The organism is Ensifer sp. GW823-FHT05D09 (genome assembly GCF_058795755.1).
Map to the genome: position 1 here is coordinate 34265 of NZ_JBXAIA010000015.1, position 17271 is coordinate 51535.

Annotated in this window: 14 protein-coding genes; 5 read left to right on the top strand and 9 right to left on the bottom strand. The window is 58.8% G+C overall.

Annotated features, from left to right (window positions below):
- Positions 1-178 precede the first annotated feature (178 nt).
- A complete protein-coding gene (locus tag AC1Q80_RS28795) occupies positions 179-1309 on the top strand; it encodes an ROK family protein (protein ID WP_492362674.1) in 1131 nt (376 codons plus the stop codon).
- Between the two features lie 36 nt (positions 1310-1345).
- Here AC1Q80_RS28795 and AC1Q80_RS28800 read toward each other — a convergent pair whose 3' ends face one another.
- The 3 genes from AC1Q80_RS28800 to AC1Q80_RS28810 form a co-directional block, all read right to left on the bottom strand.
- On the bottom strand, positions 1346-2272 hold the full coding sequence (locus AC1Q80_RS28800; RefSeq protein WP_492362675.1) for a DMT family transporter: 927 nt from the start codon (positions 2270-2272) through the stop codon (positions 1346-1348).
- A gap of 80 nt (positions 2273-2352) precedes the next feature.
- A complete protein-coding gene (locus AC1Q80_RS28805) occupies positions 2353-2730 on the bottom strand; it encodes a VOC family protein (RefSeq protein ID WP_492362676.1) in 378 nt (125 codons plus the stop codon).
- 98 nt (positions 2731-2828) lie between these two features.
- A complete protein-coding gene (locus AC1Q80_RS28810) occupies positions 2829-4226 on the bottom strand; it encodes an L-lactate permease (RefSeq protein ID WP_492362677.1) in 1398 nt (465 codons plus the stop codon).
- Positions 4227-4299: 73 nt separating this feature from the next.
- Between AC1Q80_RS28810 and AC1Q80_RS28815 the strand changes: the two genes are divergently transcribed.
- From AC1Q80_RS28815 to AC1Q80_RS28825, 3 genes are all read left to right on the top strand, one after another.
- Entirely contained in the window at positions 4300-4854 is a 555-nt protein-coding gene (locus tag AC1Q80_RS28815; protein WP_492362678.1) for a helix-turn-helix domain-containing protein, read from the top strand.
- A gap of 301 nt (positions 4855-5155) precedes the next feature.
- A complete protein-coding gene (locus tag AC1Q80_RS28820; RefSeq protein ID WP_173424031.1) occupies positions 5156-5461 on the top strand; it encodes a hypothetical protein in 306 nt (101 codons plus the stop codon).
- Between the two features lie 254 nt (positions 5462-5715).
- Positions 5716-6162, top strand: a complete 447-nt coding sequence (locus tag AC1Q80_RS28825; RefSeq protein ID WP_492362679.1) for an MEKHLA domain-containing protein — start codon at positions 5716-5718, stop codon at positions 6160-6162.
- Positions 6163-6294: 132 nt separating this feature from the next.
- On the opposite strand, the gene AC1Q80_RS28830 is transcribed toward AC1Q80_RS28825, so the two are convergent.
- Positions 6295-8388 (bottom strand): carboxy terminal-processing peptidase, encoded by a 2094-nt coding sequence (locus AC1Q80_RS28830; RefSeq protein ID WP_492362680.1) that lies wholly within the window; start codon positions 8386-8388, stop codon positions 6295-6297.
- A 432-nt stretch (positions 8389-8820) separates the two neighbouring features.
- Here AC1Q80_RS28830 and AC1Q80_RS28835 point away from each other — a divergent pair, with 432 nt between their 5' ends.
- The gene (locus AC1Q80_RS28835) at positions 8821-10200 is read left to right on the top strand and encodes an enoyl ACP reductase FabMG family protein (protein ID WP_492362681.1); all 1380 of its coding nucleotides are present in this window, start codon (positions 8821-8823) and stop codon (positions 10198-10200) included.
- 87 nt (positions 10201-10287) lie between these two features.
- Here AC1Q80_RS28835 and AC1Q80_RS28840 read toward each other — a convergent pair whose 3' ends face one another.
- Genes AC1Q80_RS28840 through AC1Q80_RS28860 form a run of 5 tightly spaced genes read right to left on the bottom strand, consistent with a single transcriptional unit; the run spans position 10288 to position 17255 of the window.
- The gene (locus tag AC1Q80_RS28840) at positions 10288-10950 is read right to left on the bottom strand and encodes a hypothetical protein (protein ID WP_492362682.1); all 663 of its coding nucleotides are present in this window, start codon (positions 10948-10950) and stop codon (positions 10288-10290) included.
- A 16-nt stretch (positions 10951-10966) separates the two neighbouring features.
- On the bottom strand, positions 10967-12151 hold the full coding sequence (locus tag AC1Q80_RS28845) for a gluzincin family metallopeptidase (RefSeq protein ID WP_492362683.1): 1185 nt from the start codon (positions 12149-12151) through the stop codon (positions 10967-10969).
- 34 nt (positions 12152-12185) lie between these two features.
- Positions 12186-12956, bottom strand: a complete 771-nt coding sequence (locus AC1Q80_RS28850; RefSeq protein ID WP_492362684.1) for a TfuA-like protein — start codon at positions 12954-12956, stop codon at positions 12186-12188.
- Between the two features lie 8 nt (positions 12957-12964).
- The gene (locus tag AC1Q80_RS28855) at positions 12965-14203 is read right to left on the bottom strand and encodes a YcaO-like family protein (protein ID WP_492362685.1); all 1239 of its coding nucleotides are present in this window, start codon (positions 14201-14203) and stop codon (positions 12965-12967) included.
- The gene (locus AC1Q80_RS28860) at positions 14187-17255 is read right to left on the bottom strand and encodes an ATP-binding protein (RefSeq protein ID WP_492362686.1); all 3069 of its coding nucleotides are present in this window, start codon (positions 17253-17255) and stop codon (positions 14187-14189) included. The genes AC1Q80_RS28855 and AC1Q80_RS28860 overlap by 17 nt, the downstream gene beginning before the upstream one ends.
- Between the last annotated feature and the right edge of the window lie 16 nt (positions 17256-17271).

A 17271-nucleotide genomic window follows, 5' to 3' on the forward strand; every position in this document is an offset into this window, starting at 1 on the left:
AGCCGCAGCCGCCAGAGGAGACCTCGCACGCAAGGGTTCTATCCGCCCGCCGTAGTGAGTGCTATCAACAAAGAAAAACACTGTTTTTACTTTTGACCGGACGGCGGCTTGCCTGGGGGGCTTGATGAGAACTGGAAATTCAGCAGCCCTGACGAGGCAGTACAACAGAGCCGTTGTCATGGATGCCCTGCGCAGAAACGGTAGTTTGTCGCGGGTTGAGATTGCGCGTTTGAGTGGCTTAACGCCCCAGGCAATCCGCAACATCGTGGATGATCTCCTGCAGACCAATTTGATAAGGGAGACAGGTCGGAGAAAAGGCTTCCGCGGCCAGCCCCAGATCAATATCGAAATCAATCCCGACGGTGGCTACTCACTAGGTTTCCATGCCGAAGCGGGCATCCTGCATCATGTTGCCGCCAATCTCGGGGGGCAGATTGTTTATGAGGGCAAGTCTCGACCCATCCCCCGCTCCAAGGCCGAAATGCTTGAAACGATTGCTGAGATCGATGCAAAGAGCCAGCACGAGTTGAAGGGTCTCATGCGCCTCGGCGTCGGCGCGGTCTTCTCACGCCCGGCTTCCTCGAAATGGTTCATGCACGAACAGAGCCCAGAGGAATTTGCGGCACAATCTCAGGCCTTGGCCGGGTATTTCGACGAGGAGATCGTCTTCGAAAATGACGCGAATGCTGCGGCGCTCGCGGAAAGCATGTTCGGTCTTGTGCGTGCCGGTGGAAACTTTGTCTATATCTTCGTTGGTGAGGGCGTTGGCGGAGGAATTGTCGATGCTGGCGAGCCAGTCCGCGGCGTTCGGGGGAACGCAGGCGAGTTCGGACATATCCTGATCGATCCCAATGGTGAAAAATGCCATTGTGGCAACAACGGTTGCCTTCACGGATATTTGTCCATTGGCGGGCTGCGGCGAAAATACAAGGACGTTTCGTTGGAGCCCTCATCCGTCCCGGACGAATGGATTAATTCGGCTGCCTCGGCACTCGGCCGCGCACTTGTGAGCCTGGAGAATATCCTGGACCCGGAACGGGTGATCGTCGGAGGCACCGCCCCGGAATGGCTTTTGGCTGAGATCGTATCGCGTCTGGCGAGACAGGATTTTCCTTCCGTACGATCCGAACTGGCAGAGCAGCGGCTCGAGATTTCTAAACTTGGCAGCCGATCTGCCCTTTTGGGTGCAGCGGCGCTATCGCTGCTCAACGTTACCAACCCCAGTCTCGCGAAGTTGACGAAGCAGTCGTTTTCGCTGGACGATATTGTCGCCACTCCTCGTGTCAACGCGAACGTTAAGTCGTCGTGACATGGCGAAGCGCGCGGGTGCGGTCTTCGCTGCACGTCATGACCTCAATAGGCTTGGCCAAGCGATAGGCACGGTCACAGCGACAACACCCACCGCAATCAACGTCATTCCGATCAAGGTCGATGTATCGAAGTTTTCGTCGAGAAAAATGATGCCGAGCGCAACGGCGAATCCGGCCCGGAGATAACCTCCGCTCGTGGTCCCGAGAGGACCCAAGGTCTGTACCAGGCGGAAATAGATCACCATGGCCAGCGCCGTGCAAATGACGGCGAGAACCATCACGGCGGCGATAGCGTCAGTGCTGGGCATCAGCGTCCACGGACGCTCGATCACGATTGCCGCAGGGACGATCATGATCGCTGCGGTTGTCATGGCGCCCGTGGCCGTGACGATGGCTGGAAGCTTGGCAAATCTCCGCCCCAAAATGGAGGCCAGCGCGTAGCAAAGACTGGCACTAAGCACTGCTGCCTGTGCCCAACCCGCCGATGTTTGGATGTCGCCAAGTGACTGGATGCCGATGATCACGACGACACCGAGGAGGCCCAGGCAAACTCCGACGATCTTCTGGCCGGTGACATGCTGGGCTCCATATCCCGTGACGAACGCGATCAGCAGGACGAACATTGGAGGCGTCGCATTCAGCACGCCGGTAAGGCCACTTGGAATGTACTTTGAACCCCATCCGAGAAGCGTGAACGGCAAGGCGCTCTGCAATAATCCCTGGACGAAGAGCTCCCGCCAGACCACGTGGTCCCGCGGAAGGGCATAGCCCCTCCACCGTGCCAACGCGGCCAGGAACACAGCGGCGACCGACACCCGTATAGCCGTTATGGTCAAGGGAGGTATCGTGGTTACGGCGACCTTGATCCAGGTGAATGAACTGCCCCAGATCAGGGACAGGAGAACCAAAAGACCGATCTCAATCCCAAGGCGGGAATTCATTTTTGTCGTCGGCAAATGCATTGGACTTTTTAAAAGGTGGGGTTTCGGGGGAGTTTCATTGCGCCGTGTCGTGAGGCGGGTTTCGTTAGGATGTTTCGCGCTTATGAGCACTCCTCCCTGTCCGGTCTGGCTCGGTCGACACTTGCGACCATGAACAGGTTGCCGTCGATGTCCTTGAGCGTGAAGAACGCTTCGTCGCGGATTGGCTCAAGCGCCGGCGCCTCAATCTTCCAGCAATGATCGTGGGCCGCCTGCAGGTCGTTCGCCCTGAAATAGAAGATCGGTTTGGCGTCGTGCGGGGCTGTGAAATCCTTGCTGTCGAGAATGAGCTTTGTTTCCCCGGTCATCGGCACGACCCATAAATGGTCGAAGAGGATGTCGCCTTCCGGGGAAACGCCGAGTAGGCGCGCATACCACGCCCGCGCTGTTCTGATTTCGCGAACGGGAATGAAAACAGCACCGATAGTCCCGCTTATCATACCTGCCTCCGGTATCCTGGGTCCCTGATTCTCAATTTGGGAACCGTGCGTTGAGAAACCGACCGCTCTCCGGAGCCCGGTATCGATCGTCATTGACTCTAAAAGAGGAACAGGATGACGGCTGCGAGCATCGCAACGACCAGGAAAGCCACGCCCAAAACAGTCAATTGAATCTGCGATCGACGCTCGGACGCCTCCGCAGAGGCCAACTGTATCGCCATCTCGACTTTTCCCGGTGACGCCATCAGCAGGAAAGCTGCGGCCACGTTGTGAATTCCCATGAACCAAAGCACATTCACCCCAAGTGATCGTGCGATTTCGGCCTGTGTCGAGGCGAACATAGCGTTGGCCCCACTGTTGGATCCAGTCACGAACCCACCCAAAGCGGCAACGAAGGGGGCCACCACCAGATAGGCGGTCCCGACACCGGACAAGGTCTGCGCCAGGAACGCAGCGATACCCGACATAGCCATCAAAACGCCCAGGACAATGAACAATCCCGTCACCGGTGCAACTTGGATCCAGAAAGCCCATGTGCGTTGCAAGGGCAGCGCCCGGAGGGATCCGCGTGCGAACCACAGTGCAGCAAGGAACAGCCAGAGCGCGGGCGAAGATACGTAGCGCCAGCTTTCGGACAGATCGGCCGCGTGCACGGCCCAACCGGAAACCAAGACTCCACCGAGAAGGATGGCGTAAGTCCAGAGGGTGGCTCGGCCACCGCTCTCCAGTGGCGTGCTGTTTTGAAGCCGCGTACCACGCAAAATATGCAAGGCGATCACGACCAGCGCACCCATTGCGCCTGCACTCGGGGTACCAAACGCCACGTTGGCTGCGGTAACGGAAACCGTCAGCACTATTCCCGAAAGCGCACCCTGTAGGATGGCGAGGCCTCGGCCTTCTCCAGATGCGGCCAACCACGCGGCAACGCATCCCGTGACTGTGAACGGAATGACACTCACAATCGCGGACGTAACCCCAAGATCATAAAAGGACAGACCCGACATGTTAGCGGCAATAAGCGTTCCCGGCCCCATCGATCCCCACGGAACCGCACACAGACCCAACAATCCTATGATCGCCACCTTGCGCACTGGTAGTCCGAAATTCGCGAGGAGTGGCACGCCGATGGTTATGCCGATGCCGAAACCCGTCAATGATTCCGCGAAAGGTGTAATGCCATGAACGACCAGAAGAACAGCCCGGACATCTTGACCGATGTGAGTGCGGACCCAGGTTGCAAGCGCGGCCTGTCCACCCGCTTGGCGTACGACTTCGGATAGCAGCAGTCCACCCGCAACAATCATCAGAACTTCGACGAGGACTGGAAGCCAGCGCGACGCCATCGTGACAAAGCTTTCCGGCGGTATCGGAAACGCAAGCACGATTGCCAATGCTGCTGAACTCACGCCAAGCAGTGCGGCGTGTAGAGATCGTGCGCCAAAAATGAGGGCCAGGATGGTCGAGAGTATCGGGAGCGCGCTAAGAAGGACAATCATGGTAAAGTACCGTTGCATTGCATATGCGCAATAAATATTGCCGATACGCAAGAGTCAAGGCCCGAGGTGTGATTTGGAAACGGACCAACAAGAACAGGATTCCCGCTTTGGAAATGCCGTGCGAACACGTCGTACTCAGCTGGGTGTAACGCTCGATCAGCTTGCCGGTACAAGCGGCGTCTCGGCTGCTGCATTGTCGCGCGTGGAGCGCGGTCTCCTCAGCCCGTCGCTGCGCAATGCCATCGCCATTGCACGCGGGCTGGGATGCGACCTTTCAGAGTTGGTCGAACCGGAAACAGCAGAGATTATTCGTGCCGGCGAAAACCTGCGCTTCTTCGACCAGGCCACCGGGATCGAGCGGTTGGCGCTGGCTCGTCCTAGCCCGGACGTCGAGCTTCTGTCGTACACCGTGCCTCCAGGCGCAACCTCCAGCCGTTTCGCTGCGCACAAGCCAGGAACCCGCGAGATATTTCATGTATTTGCGGGTCAGCTGGAGGTCTGCACAGTGCAGGAAACGGTTGTCTTGAACGCCGGCGATACGGCCACGCTGCGGGTGGACATGGAACATTGGTTCACCAGCACCGGAAAGGAACCGGCACGGCTCTTTCTCACGGTTCTCGGGCCCTGAGCCCTTTTGGTGTGGAGGACGGCCACTTCGATTGGGTTGGTGGCAGCAATCTGCGGTGCGCGGTCCAAGGCACCCCCCCACCCCCTCACCTTCCTGAGCTGAAGGTGACGAATGGGCAAAGCTAACGCATTCCGGCACAGTGCCGATGCCGAAGCCGGACGGGGAGTGATGGCGTGTGTCAATTCGGGGGCAAGCAGAGCGGACAGTCCATCGATAGACGGTGGGTTTCGCAAAGTGAGAGTTGACCGTTTTCGATGGCGAGGCGACACTTGCAACCGAAAGCAAGGCAGGAGGAAAAATGATGGCCGAGCCAGACCCCTGGCGTCACATGGCAAGCGCGCCGAAAAACGGCAGTCGGATCCTCGTCACGATCCGCCCGTCCGAACAGGGGGCGGCAGAAGTTGATCTTGCCTATTGGTCGAATGGCGACCAGTTCGGCGCAGAAGGCTGGCGCGCCTCTGATTCCTCGCCCGGCCGCATAATCGAATACGCCGAGCCCGAATTGAAGTGCTGGATGCCGATGCCTTCGGCCAATCTCACTCGCACCTCGATGCCCTCCCCCTGGGAAGGCGATGACGAGCGAGAGCTCGACGGGTCAGGAATTTAAGAACGCGCGCTGCCGATCATCTGAGTTGACCGTAGCGAACACAACCTGTCTGCCGTCCTCCGTGACCGTCTGGCAGTGGCACTCAAGATAGAGTGTGAGAATTCCTCGCAGTGCTGCTACCGTCAGCGCCATGGACGACGGCCGGAAACCAAATCAGGAGCTACAGTCGTCTCCGCGTTTGCCGACGGACCGAGTACTGGGATGGCAGCATGCAAGTACGCAGAGGCCACCTATGTGCACCAGAAGGGAACGGCGTGACGATCGATCATGACGCGCAACAGATCGGCTCGCTGATCATTGCAAGCTTTCGCCAGGTGACAGGTCGCAGCCTGATTGAGCCAGCGGCGGACAGCAGATGGCTCTATGCGTCCGCTCCATTTGCCGTGCTCGCGCACGATCGATCCGATGATCCGCGCTTCATCTACGCAAACAAAACCGCCCAGGACTGTTTCGGGTATAGTTGGGACGAGTTTGTCGGGATGCCGTCGCGCCTTTCCGCACAGGCCCCTGAGCGTGAAGAAAGGCAGCGCTTTCTAGACAGCGTTTCTGCCCAGGGTTTCATTGATGACTATCGCGGCCTTCGCATCGCGAAATCCGGGCGCCGGTTCTGGATCGAACACGCCACCGTCTGGCAGCTTGCGCGCTCCGACGGCGAGTATCTCGGTCAAGCCGCCGTCTTTCATAGCTGGAAAGATCTGTAATCCGCCCATCCAACCAGCTTTCGGCGACCGGCGGAACGTATCAGGCGGCTTGCAGGATGCTCACGGAGCTCCGGTTGCGCTCCATCGCCGTGCGTGGGCCGGCCAAGATCATCTTCCACCCGTGCCTCCCTATTATTTTGTGGCCGCCTTTAGCACGTCTTCCTGCAAGTCCGCCGCATCGGCGAGAATGGCGGCGGTCTCGTTCAGCAGGACGTCTTTCGCATTCTTGCGGGCGTTCTCAAGCGCAATATCGGCACTCAGGCTGCGCTCGTTGGCATAGAGACCATCATCTTCACCGGCATTTCCGCCGTCACCGTCCTGCGCTCGATCTTTCAACCGCTTTTCTCTGTCAGCCATCTCTCTGCGACGTTCGGCTTCGTTAAGGGAGATAACCCCTTTCTCGCGCTGCGCCTTCACGTCTGCAATGTCCTTCAGCAGGCGCTGGAAATCCGGATTGCCCTCAACCCGTGCATCGTGGCGGCCTTGGAGTGTCGGCAGCACTGTCATGACAGTGTCGGCGGGCGCATAGTTCGCGGGCTTGATCTGTGCCCACGGCAGGGCATTGTCATAACTGGTTTCGCCAAAGCTCGTCGGATCGGAAAGTCCCGGCAAGCTGATATCAGGCGTCACGCCGCGCAGCTGCGTCGTGCCGCCGTTGATCCGGAAAAACTGTGCAATCGTCACTTTCAGCTCGCCGAACTCCGGCTTGTTGTTGCGCGCCATATCGTCGAGATTGACGACAGTTTGAACCGTGCCCTTGCCGAAACTGGGCTCGCCAACGATCACGCCCCGACCGTAATCCTGAATAGCTGCGGCAAAAATCTCCGACGCCGATGCCGACCCGCGATTGATCAGCACACCCACAGGGCCTGTCCAGACGGGTTCTGGCAAATCAGCGTTTCTTATCGCGACCTTACCGTCGCTATCGCGTTGCTGAACGACAGGTCCCGTGCCGATGAACAGGCCGGTCAAGTCAATCGCCTCGTCCAGGGAGCCGCCGCCATTGTTGCGCAGGTCAATGAGAACGCTGTCGACTTTCTCCTGCTTCAGTTCGTCGAGGAGTTTTCTGACGTCGCGACTGGCACTTCGATAGTCCTTGTCTCCCTTGCGTCGGGCCTCAAAGTCCTCATAGAACGCCGGCAGAGTAATCACTCCGACTTTGCGCGTGGCATCGCCCACTTTCACAGACAACACGGCCTTCTGGGCAGCCTGCTTTTCGAGACTGATCTTGTCGCGCACCAGGCTGACGACCCTATGCGTGGCATCTGTTCCCGCATCCGCCGGCAAGATGTCCAAGCGTACGACGGACCCCTTTTTTCCTCGAATCAATTGCACGACTTCATCAAGGCGCGTGCCAACGACTTCCTTTATCGCCCCATCTTTGCCTTGGCCCACGCCGGTAATGCGGTCTCCGACCGCGAGCTTGCCAGACAACTGCGCCGGCCCACCCGGCACGAGCTCACGGATCGTCGTGTAATCGTCGCGCTCCTGCAGCACGGCACCGATACCAACCAGCGAAAGCTTCATCGCGATATCGAAAGCGGCCGAGGCGTTCGCGCCGAAATAATCCGTGTGCGGATCGACCGACGTCGTGTAGGCGTTCATGAACGACTGGAAAACGTCGTCGCTCTTATACTTGTAGGCGCGCTCGAGTGCGTTGGCATATCGCTTGTCGAGCGTTTCGCGAATAGCCGCATCGCTCTTGCCGCCCAGTTTTAACCGCAACCAGTCGCTTTTAACGCGTTTGCGCCAAAGCTCGTTGCTCTCGGCCTCCGACTGCGGCCAAGGCGCTTTGTCGCGCAGCACGGAGTAGTCTTCCTTCGCGCCGAAATCGAAGTCCTGCTTAATCAACTGGCGCGCGTAGTCCATACGGTCGACAACGCGCTTGCCATAGACGTTGAAGATGTCGAACGGAATCTTCAGGTCTTTCCGTTCGATGGCGTCGTCGATCTCGCTGCGGTCCGCCATGAACCTGTCAACGTCTGCTTGCAGGAAAAGCGCGCGGTCCGGATCAAGCGACTCGATGAACCGATCCATGATCCTTGCCGACAAGGCGTCATCGAGCGGAACGGGCTTGTAGCTGAAGCGCGTCAGAAATTTTGCACTCAACTGGGCAGCTTTTGCCTGTTGCTTAACCGGCTCCAATACGGGCGGTGAGGCGACGTCAGCATATGCGGGCTGTACGACAGCCAGAAGCGCGCCAAGGAAGACGTGTGAAATGCGCATTCAGCGTTGATCCAATTCTTAATGCCGAGTGTCGATCTGCAATCTAGGTGGCGCAATTATGGTTTTTTGGCAACCGAGTCGATCATGCGGCACATCCAAAGGTCCTTCGGCTCGAGGAGATTGATGCAAAACTGCGGGCGGCTGAGGCGTGCAAGATGACCGATGCAGGCCTTCACAGGCGCCACTCGGCAGGGCGGCGATGCCGTCGTTTCCAAAATAAGCCCGCGGGCGTAAGGCCGAATTTACTCGAAAATTCAAGCTCCTGCCTGCTTTTGTTTCCGAGTTGGATAGCCGGAATTCCCGCGGCGAGTTCACGCTTTGAAATGAACCGTCACGTAAAATGACTTCCTATTCCGGGTCAGTGCGGTCATGTGATGATTGAAGTTCGTCTGAGCCATTGCTCGACGACCAACGGACCAAAGAGCAGACAGCATGGAAAACCCGATCGCATTGAATCGCATCGCCGAAAACAACGTCTTCCGTAAGGGGGATGTTTTCGTCCTTTTCGGCGAACTGTTCGGTCGCGGATATGCGACTGGCCTGCTCGATGAAGCCCGGCGGGCTGGAATGGAGATCGTGGGCATCACGGTCGGGCGGCGCGACGAGAATAACACGCTGCGGCCCCTGAACGCCGAGGAGCTCGCTGCCGCCGAGGACCGATTGGGCGGGCGGATCATCAACATACCTCTGATGGCTGGCTTCGATCTCGACGCGCCGGCGGGTGGCCCCACTCCCACGGATCTTCTCGCGACCATGACGCTCGAGAGCTGGGAACAGGACGCAATCGACTGGGATTACATCGCGCAGTGCCGGGAGATCGCTACCGCCCGATTTACGAATTCGCTTGCGCAGGTCATGGCCGTTCTCGATGGAATGATCGCCGACGGACGCAATGTCTTCTTCGCGCATACGATGGCCGGAGGCATCCCGAAGGCGAAGGTGTTCCTGGTCGTTGCCAATCGAATCTACAAGGGTCGTGGTGCCCGCCACATGTCGTCGCAAGCCCTGCTCGACAGCGATATGGGCAAGCTGATCCTGCAGAACTTCGACGAAGTCTCCGCAATCACCTTTCAACATCTCATCGACTTCAGCGCGGCGATCCGTAAGCGCGTGGAGGCATCGGGTGCTCAGGTCCGGTACACGGCCTACGGCTATCACGGAACAGCGGTCCTGATCGACGGAAGCTATCGTTGGCAGACCTACACCAACTACACCCAGGGTTATGCCAAGATGCGGCTCGAAGGCATCGCGAAGGATGCGTGGGCAGCCGGTATCAAGGCAACCGTTTATAATTGCCCTGAAATCCGGACCAATTCGTCGGATGTCTTCACGGGGATCGAGCTTCCCCTGATACCGCTGCTGCTTGCCTTGAAGAAAGAGAACGGCGGCCAATGGGCTGAAGAGCAATGGCAGGCATGCCAGCAGCTTCTGGCAGACGGTTTCACGATGAACGATGTGATTCGCAAAATCACTGACATGCAGGCCAATGAGGTCATGCGTCCGTTCTACGACTTCTCGGCGTGGCCGATGGCAAACAGCCAGGCACAATCCGATCTGACGATCGGCACGTCCAACGAGATCACGCAGATGCACCGGGACGGCAAGGCGATGATCAGCGACCTCTTGAGTGCGCTCGTCGTTGAGGCGACCGGCCAGCTCATTTTTGCCGAATCCTCAGCCCCCACCGGCCCCGTCCAGTGGCTCAACCACGACATCGTGGCACGGCGACTGAACGCTTCCCACCTGAAGGCCGAGTCTCTCGCACCTACGATCGCGCAAGGGACGACAGGCTCTAACCTTGAGGTGGCCTGACAGCTTCCCAATCCAGGGCATCCCGCCTTCAAGCGGGATGACTGAAGGTCCCGCCGACATCATTTACGAGCAGTAAGGGCGTTGCCGTCAATCCCGGAGCCGCTGCGGGGCCAGCGCCATTGTCTGGGCATAAGCGAGTGGCGACCGGTTGCCTGGAAGGTTTTCGTCCAGTACCAGCGTTTTCAGATCGTCGGCACGAATGTCGAGAGATATAGCACGCTCGAGCTTGTCGATCGACCAGACCGCATAGCCGAATGCCGGGTCAAACCCACAATCGCAGCCGCAATCGCCCTTAGCGATTTTCGACGGTCTTTCGGATAGGCACATGATCTGTGGCTTTGGTAGCTTGTAGCAATGCCCCTCATACGCATAACCATAAATCACGCCAATGCTATTAATGTAATTCTTCGGAACGTTCATGCTAACAGGGAGGAAGCTGTAATACTCCCCGTCAAAGACAGCGATTGTTACGCCATCACCGACCACTCCTGAACTCTTCATTATGTAGTCGATAATATCTCCTATGCGCTTCAGAAGCTCGTCGGCAATTTCGGCGTTTCCGAGGCTTTTCAATCTTTTTTCGAGGTCGGATATAGCTTCCCTGATCGCCTCGTCTTTCTTCTCTCTTTCATAGAACTGGGCTGGTCTTCCATATAACCTAACGTCGCCCGGGCGATAATATCGATAGTCAATGATATCTTTCAGATTTTGCACGGTTCCAACAACGGGATTAACACAGCAATCACTCATCTTTCCCTCCTTTGGCTTACCTTGAAGCGATGATTTCACGCCAAGCGAAATTCTCTTCGAGCAGTTCGGCTGCCGTACCTTGCGCCGCGGCAGTGACGGCATTTGCCGCTTCCTCAAGACGCAGTGTGTTCGGATCAAGCGTTTTCAATGCAGTCGCAAGTGCCGCGCCCACCGCGTCGCGTGCGGCGGTCAGTGCAAGCTTGAAATACAATGGCTTGGTACTGAACGCCTCTGCTGTTGCCTGGCGAAACGTGTCGAATTCGTCCTGCGCCAGTTCGCGCAGATCGACATCCAGAAGCCGTCTGTCGGCGCAACCATTTGCGACCAGATCGCGATGATAGAGCGCGACGATGCTGTCGAAAATGGCGCCAACGAACGGCAGCGCGCGGTCGTGCACCTCACGGGTAACCGCGGACATTCGCCGGAAATTGGTCGCCAGGCGGATCTGCGTCTCAGGGCTTGTCTCCGCAAAGCGATTCAGCTCGTTGTAGAGCAGCAGATTGCCTCTCGTTCGCCGCAAGAGCCGGTCGATGGCGGAATCGAAATGCAGGAACGAGATCAGTGAAACACAATCCGAAAAAGCTTCGGAGAACGAAAAGAAGTCGCCATCAGGCGATGTCACGGTTGGAATGCCCGTCTCCGAGAGCATGACCAGATGCCCGACCTCGTGCGCGATCGTGTCGAAGTTCAACGCATAGGGTCTCAGTATGCCATCGACGTCGGAACGCCCCAGTTCAAGAAAGCCGTAGCCCGCTTGTGCATTGTCCCAATCGACAAATGGAACGATTTCAAGCCTTGGAAAGGTTTGATCGAAGAACCAATGGACCCGCTGCCCCAAATAGCTCTGCCAGATATCGAGTACGAAACGGACGCAGGCGTAGGCGTGGACAGCAAGAAAGGGGCGCGAGGTTGGATCGATGTTGTCGAAGTGACGGTCCGGCCCCGGCCTCACCGGCGCGCGCTTTGCTCCGCCGAATGGCGGCAAGTTCGCGAAGCCATAAGGTTGCTTGTCATAGAGCGGATCGGCGACATACATGGAGAGGTCGCTGGGGCCCTCGCCTATTTCGTCGCGTGGGATCGACAACCACACGCGATCGGGCTGTTCGTATCCTGGAATAAATGGTGGCTGGGGATAAATCCAAAAGCGCGTGCCGACGCGCGCATTGCCGGAGTCGGGGGCCTCGTCTCGAATCAGACGCATCGCACAGTTGCCCCCACGATGGAAAATCCGACAATTAAGGATTCAATTTATAAGTGTTAACTAATTCTGAGTCAATGCCGCTCGCCTCGAGATCCCGGACAAAGGTGTTCGTTGCGACCCAGGCATCGCTCACGCGATGCCCTGCATTTCCCTGACGCAGGAGGGTTTGAGCGCTCCGCAGCGCCAGGAGAGCATCGAGCTTTTTTTGCCCCACGATGTCCTTTCGCAATTCCTTGATATCCTCCTTCCGCCACCCTGCGGTGTGCAAAATCGCTTCGAGCCGGCGCTCTCGAAAATTCGTGTTTCGCGCCATTGTTGTGAGCAAGTCGCGTTCGGCGTCCGTCAGCAAATTCCGGCGCGCCAGACTGGCAAACGTCCTTTGGAGATCGACCTGTGCGTCTGTCAAAGGGAGAAAACCAAGCTCCGGCGGCCCCGAAAGGACGGCGACCGCATCATCGGGTGCAAGCCGCCAGCGCCGATACCACCTGTAGATCACGCCGACACCGATCATGCCGAATTCATTAAGTTCCGCTGCCCTGAGGGCGCCCATGCTTGCCGCGCCGATCACGACGATGCCCTGCGCCAGCGCCCATAGGATTTCCTTGTGTCGGACAGCCGGTCTGTCCTCGAATTGACCGTCGATCAGGATCATCGCCCGCGGACGGAATGCGTGGGCGGCAAGCAGAATGTCGCCTTGCGCGGCGGGCTGCAGGTAGATGGCGTCGAGAACCGGCGCCGCCTCGGCCAACCGAAGCGTCGGACCAAGAAACACCAGGATCGGACCATTTTCGCTCGCATCGGTCATGTGAGCACTCACCGCGGGATCGAAAAGGGACTGGCGCCGGGAAGGATGGTTCGCACGCACTCAACGCCTGCTTCGACGTCCGTTCCCACCGGCACAGCCAATATGGGCCCAATGCCGGCGGAAAGGACCCTGTCGATGAGCGAGCCGAAATCCGAAACGACGCCCGCTTCGAGTGCCGGGGGAGGCAATCCGGATGTATCGACAAGTATCAGTTGGCGGGCCTTGGCGACGATCCGGTCGGTGCTGCGCCTGTAGTGCTCCCGCGTTTGATCGTCTCGCGCGCCTGATATCGCCCCGGCCCGCGCGGACAAGGCTTCGAGCATCGCGCTTTCAGCCGCCGCAGCGACGCTTGGCCCTGCCGCATAGCCTTCGGTCGGAAGCGCAAGGATCGGTTCGCCGGGACCCGTCTCGATCGTCTGGCACCAGACCACCGGAACATTTGCTGGCGAAGGTGCGAGCCAAAGGCCGAAGGAAATGTGATGCTCGCCCGCAACGGACAGTATGTGATCGACGCCTTCACCCAGCCCGAGGGGGGACATGCGCATTCGATCGAAGAAGCCGTGGGTGGCGAAGGCACGAGCGATAGCGTCGCGCTCGATACATTCGAACAGCCCATGCAGGAACGCATCGAAGACGGTCCGATGGCAGGCGAGACCCGTGGTCGTGCGCAGGAACAGGCCATCATGGGCGGGTGGCGGATCCGTGTAGCAGGTGTGAACAAGTTCCAGGGGGACCGGTTGCGGGAGGCCAGCCGCGATATCGATGCCGGTGATCCAGGGTATCGTCCTTTGGCGCCAGTTCCGCTGGCGATCGTGCGTCAGCAAATTTTCAAACAGACCGCCAGCGATCTGGAGTTCGTCCGCCGTCGCGGAAAACACCCGCTCCGGCGGAATGGCTTCGGCGTAGAACCGCTCAAGCGATTCCATGATCGCCCCCACTGCCGCTCCCGCCTTGGTAAGCCCGCGCCCGAGCGACGAGACTTCGGAAAGGGCGGCGGGTCGAACGGCCTGAACGACCGGCAGGCCGATCCGGTCAAGTCCGGTCAGATCACCGATCCGGGTTATGAGAGCACGACGGCAGAGCGGGAGAATTGAACGCAGGCATTGCTCAGAATCGTGCGGACCTGCGGAGTGCGAAAAGGGGGTGCGAAGGCCCGTAATGACGGCGTCGCGAAAGGTTGCGAGCCTGCCGTCAAGACTTGACGGATCGTTCGGTGGCGGGCCTGCTGGTTCAACGTTGAACGGCAACGCCAAGCTCCTGGATTGAATGCCTGGCGCGCTTTAGAAGCGCCTTTGCTCCTTGGCTCTCGGCAATTTCCACGGCTGAGGTAAGGTCGGCGATGATCGCCCCCCTGGCGGCGTTGCCCCGCGCGTTGAGAACGGCGCGTCGACGGTAAAGCTCGGCGAGCCAGTAAGCATGCCCGGTCTCCCTGGATTTTTCGATCGCGTCGTTCGTAACCTCAACGGCCGATTCATATTTTCCCGCACGCCCGAGCAATGTGGCGTGCATGGAGAGATAGATCGGGAGATCGGCGACAGCGCCGAGGCTTCGCAAGAGTGACAGCCCTTCGAGAAACATCGCATGCCCGCTTGTGAGACTTTCCCCATGCGCGCGGGCCCACCCGGCGAAGAGCAACGACAGGCCGGACAGCGACTGCATCTCATGCAACTTCGCGAAGTCTGCCATTCTGTTGGAAATTTCGGCGAGACGCGCATAATCGTCCCGGTAAAATGCGGAAACCGCTTCCGTATCAAGCGAATGCGCCGTACTCGGCGCGTGTGATATCCGGTCAACGAAGGCAACCATCTTCGACAGAGCCGTATCGGATGCTTTCGATTGTCCCGTCAGCCATAGCGAAAGTGCCAGTTGCCCTAGACCGCACACCTTGGCGTCATGGCCGCCGAATAACGTTCGGCTGGTCTTGGCCGCTTGCTCGTCATAAAGCGCCAGTCCAGCCTTGATCGCATCCTGGGCCTCCTGATGGTGCCCGAGGTTGAAATCAATGGCCCAGATGCAATGATTGACCTGGAGCTTGATCTCAGAATCTTCCGCCCCGGCCAGCATCGCTCGCACTTGCAGAGCGCGATCGTGCATAATGCGAAAATCCGTTCCTGTGAGCCACCATCCCCAATAGATCGGAAACCATCTGGATTGATCTGCCATCGGCTGCCGACGGGCGATGGCCACGCCATCTTCATAGAGCTTGCGTGCCGGAGGTGAGTTCAGTCCGACAAGACCGGTCAGGATTGGACCGAGCGAAGTCAGTGCGGTCAGCTGTAGTGGCTCGATCGCATGTCCCTCGCCCAATTGGTCGCAAACCGCCAAGGCGTGCTCCAGATAGTTGCGCGCCTCCACCATCGCCGATCGGCTCGAACTTTCCTTGCCCGCCGCAGTGTACAGTTCGATCGCGCTTTCGATGTGTCCTGCGCGTTCCGCATGTTCGGCAAGTCTTCCGGTGTCGATCCAGGCGGCCAATTGGCGGTTCTGACTGACGGCCAGGAACAGCCGCCGGTGCAATGCCTGCCGCTGCCTGCGCAAGAGCGCGTTGTAGATCGTTTCCTGAATCAAAGCGTGACGGAAACCGTAGGCGGCATGTCCCCGCGCCCTGATCCGCACCAGGAACCCTGAATCGCTGAGGGTCTCTGCCGCCCTGGCCAAAGACGTCTTGCCAACGCCTGGCAGCAGCGCGCGAAGCAACGACAACGTGAATCGGGTGCCCGCGACCGCTCCCGCGCGCGCCACCTCTCTGGCTGTACCCAGGTGATTGAGCCGTGCGTCCAAGATCTCCTCGAACGCGGACACATGGCTGGGCTTAACGTTGTCTGACAGGCTCATAGTGTCCGCGGCAACATTCTCGGAGATCCATTGGCATATCTGCTCGATGAAGAGTGGAACGCCACCGGATATCCTCTCCATGACGTCGTAGAGCCCAGGGAGCATTGCCTGCCTCTGTTCCGGCCATCTTGCCTCTATCGCCTGTCGTGTTTCGTCACGATCAAGCGGGGCGAGCGTCAGACGCGTGACGTTGGCCGCATCCAGCCAGTCCGCCGCAAATCCAGGACGTGAGGTCGCGACGAGAAGAATCGGAAGCTGGCGCGCAACCCGAGCCGCCTCCGCCAGCAAATCCTGGGAGGTCGGATCGATCCAGTGGATGTCTTCGACGGCGAGCACGATCGGGCCATTGGCACACAACCCCGCGAGTGCGTGAAACACAGCGCGAAAAGCTTTTTCCCGGATGGCTTTGGGGTCGTTATCAGCGAGTTGCTGATTTCGCCCCATTGCGCCCAGCAAATAGGCAAATGTTTCAATCGTTTCCGCGTCGCGAATGCCGTTCCGTTCAAATGGCGTTGCCACAGCGTGTGCTGACAGGCCCAGTTGATCGTCCTGTCCAGACGCAGCAGCCATTATGCTGTTCAACAGGGGATGCAGCGTCGAGCGATGCCCGCCCGGCAAACACTGAAAGAAGAAGAGCCCTGATCGCCGGTCACGCGTCATCTTGCGGATTTCCCGCAGGAGTCGCGACTTCCCGATGCCTGCGTCTCCCTCAAGCAGGAGTATCTCGCCACCCGTCGCGGCGACCCTTTCCCAACAGGCGGCGATCGTTTTCAACTCGCTTTCGCGGCCAATGAAGCGTCCACCAAGGCTACCGAATGCGTAGAACCTGTCGACCTCGATCTTGTGTCCGAGTGCACGCCACACTTTTTCCGGTGCCGTGAAGCCCTTCAGCGTCTTCACGCCTTCGAACACGAAAGCATGTGACCTGCCGGCCAGGTCGCGTGTGTCGCCTGAAACAAACACGGTGTCTGGTGTCGCGATCTCTTCCAGGCGGGTGGCTATGGCAAGTGCGGCACCCGTAACCGGTTCGCCTTTTTCATCCGGCGTCTCTTGAATGAGCGCGACGGATGTCGCGATACCGACGCGCACGTGCAGGTCGTCACGCCCCGCTTCCCGGCCAACGCGCGCGCAGCCTTCGACGATCCCGAGACCCGCGCGAATGGCGAGCGATGCTGCATCCTTCGCACCGATCTCGATCGGGAAGAGCGCCACGCCGCCGTCACCGGCCTCATGCTGCACGACGCCGGAATGGGAGGCTATCGACTGTTTCGCCGCATTCTGAAATGCAGCCATCAGTTCCTGATAGTCTTCTATGTCGAGCAGGTGGAGAAGTCGCGTCGACCCGACGAGATCATAACAGAGGGCGGTGACGATCCGCCGCTCGCCTCCATATTCGGAGAGGCGTCCCTTGCGCCCCGAAGATTTCGTCGGTTGTCGTGGTTTGCTGACCCGACTTTCGAGCATCTGCCGCCCCTAAGCT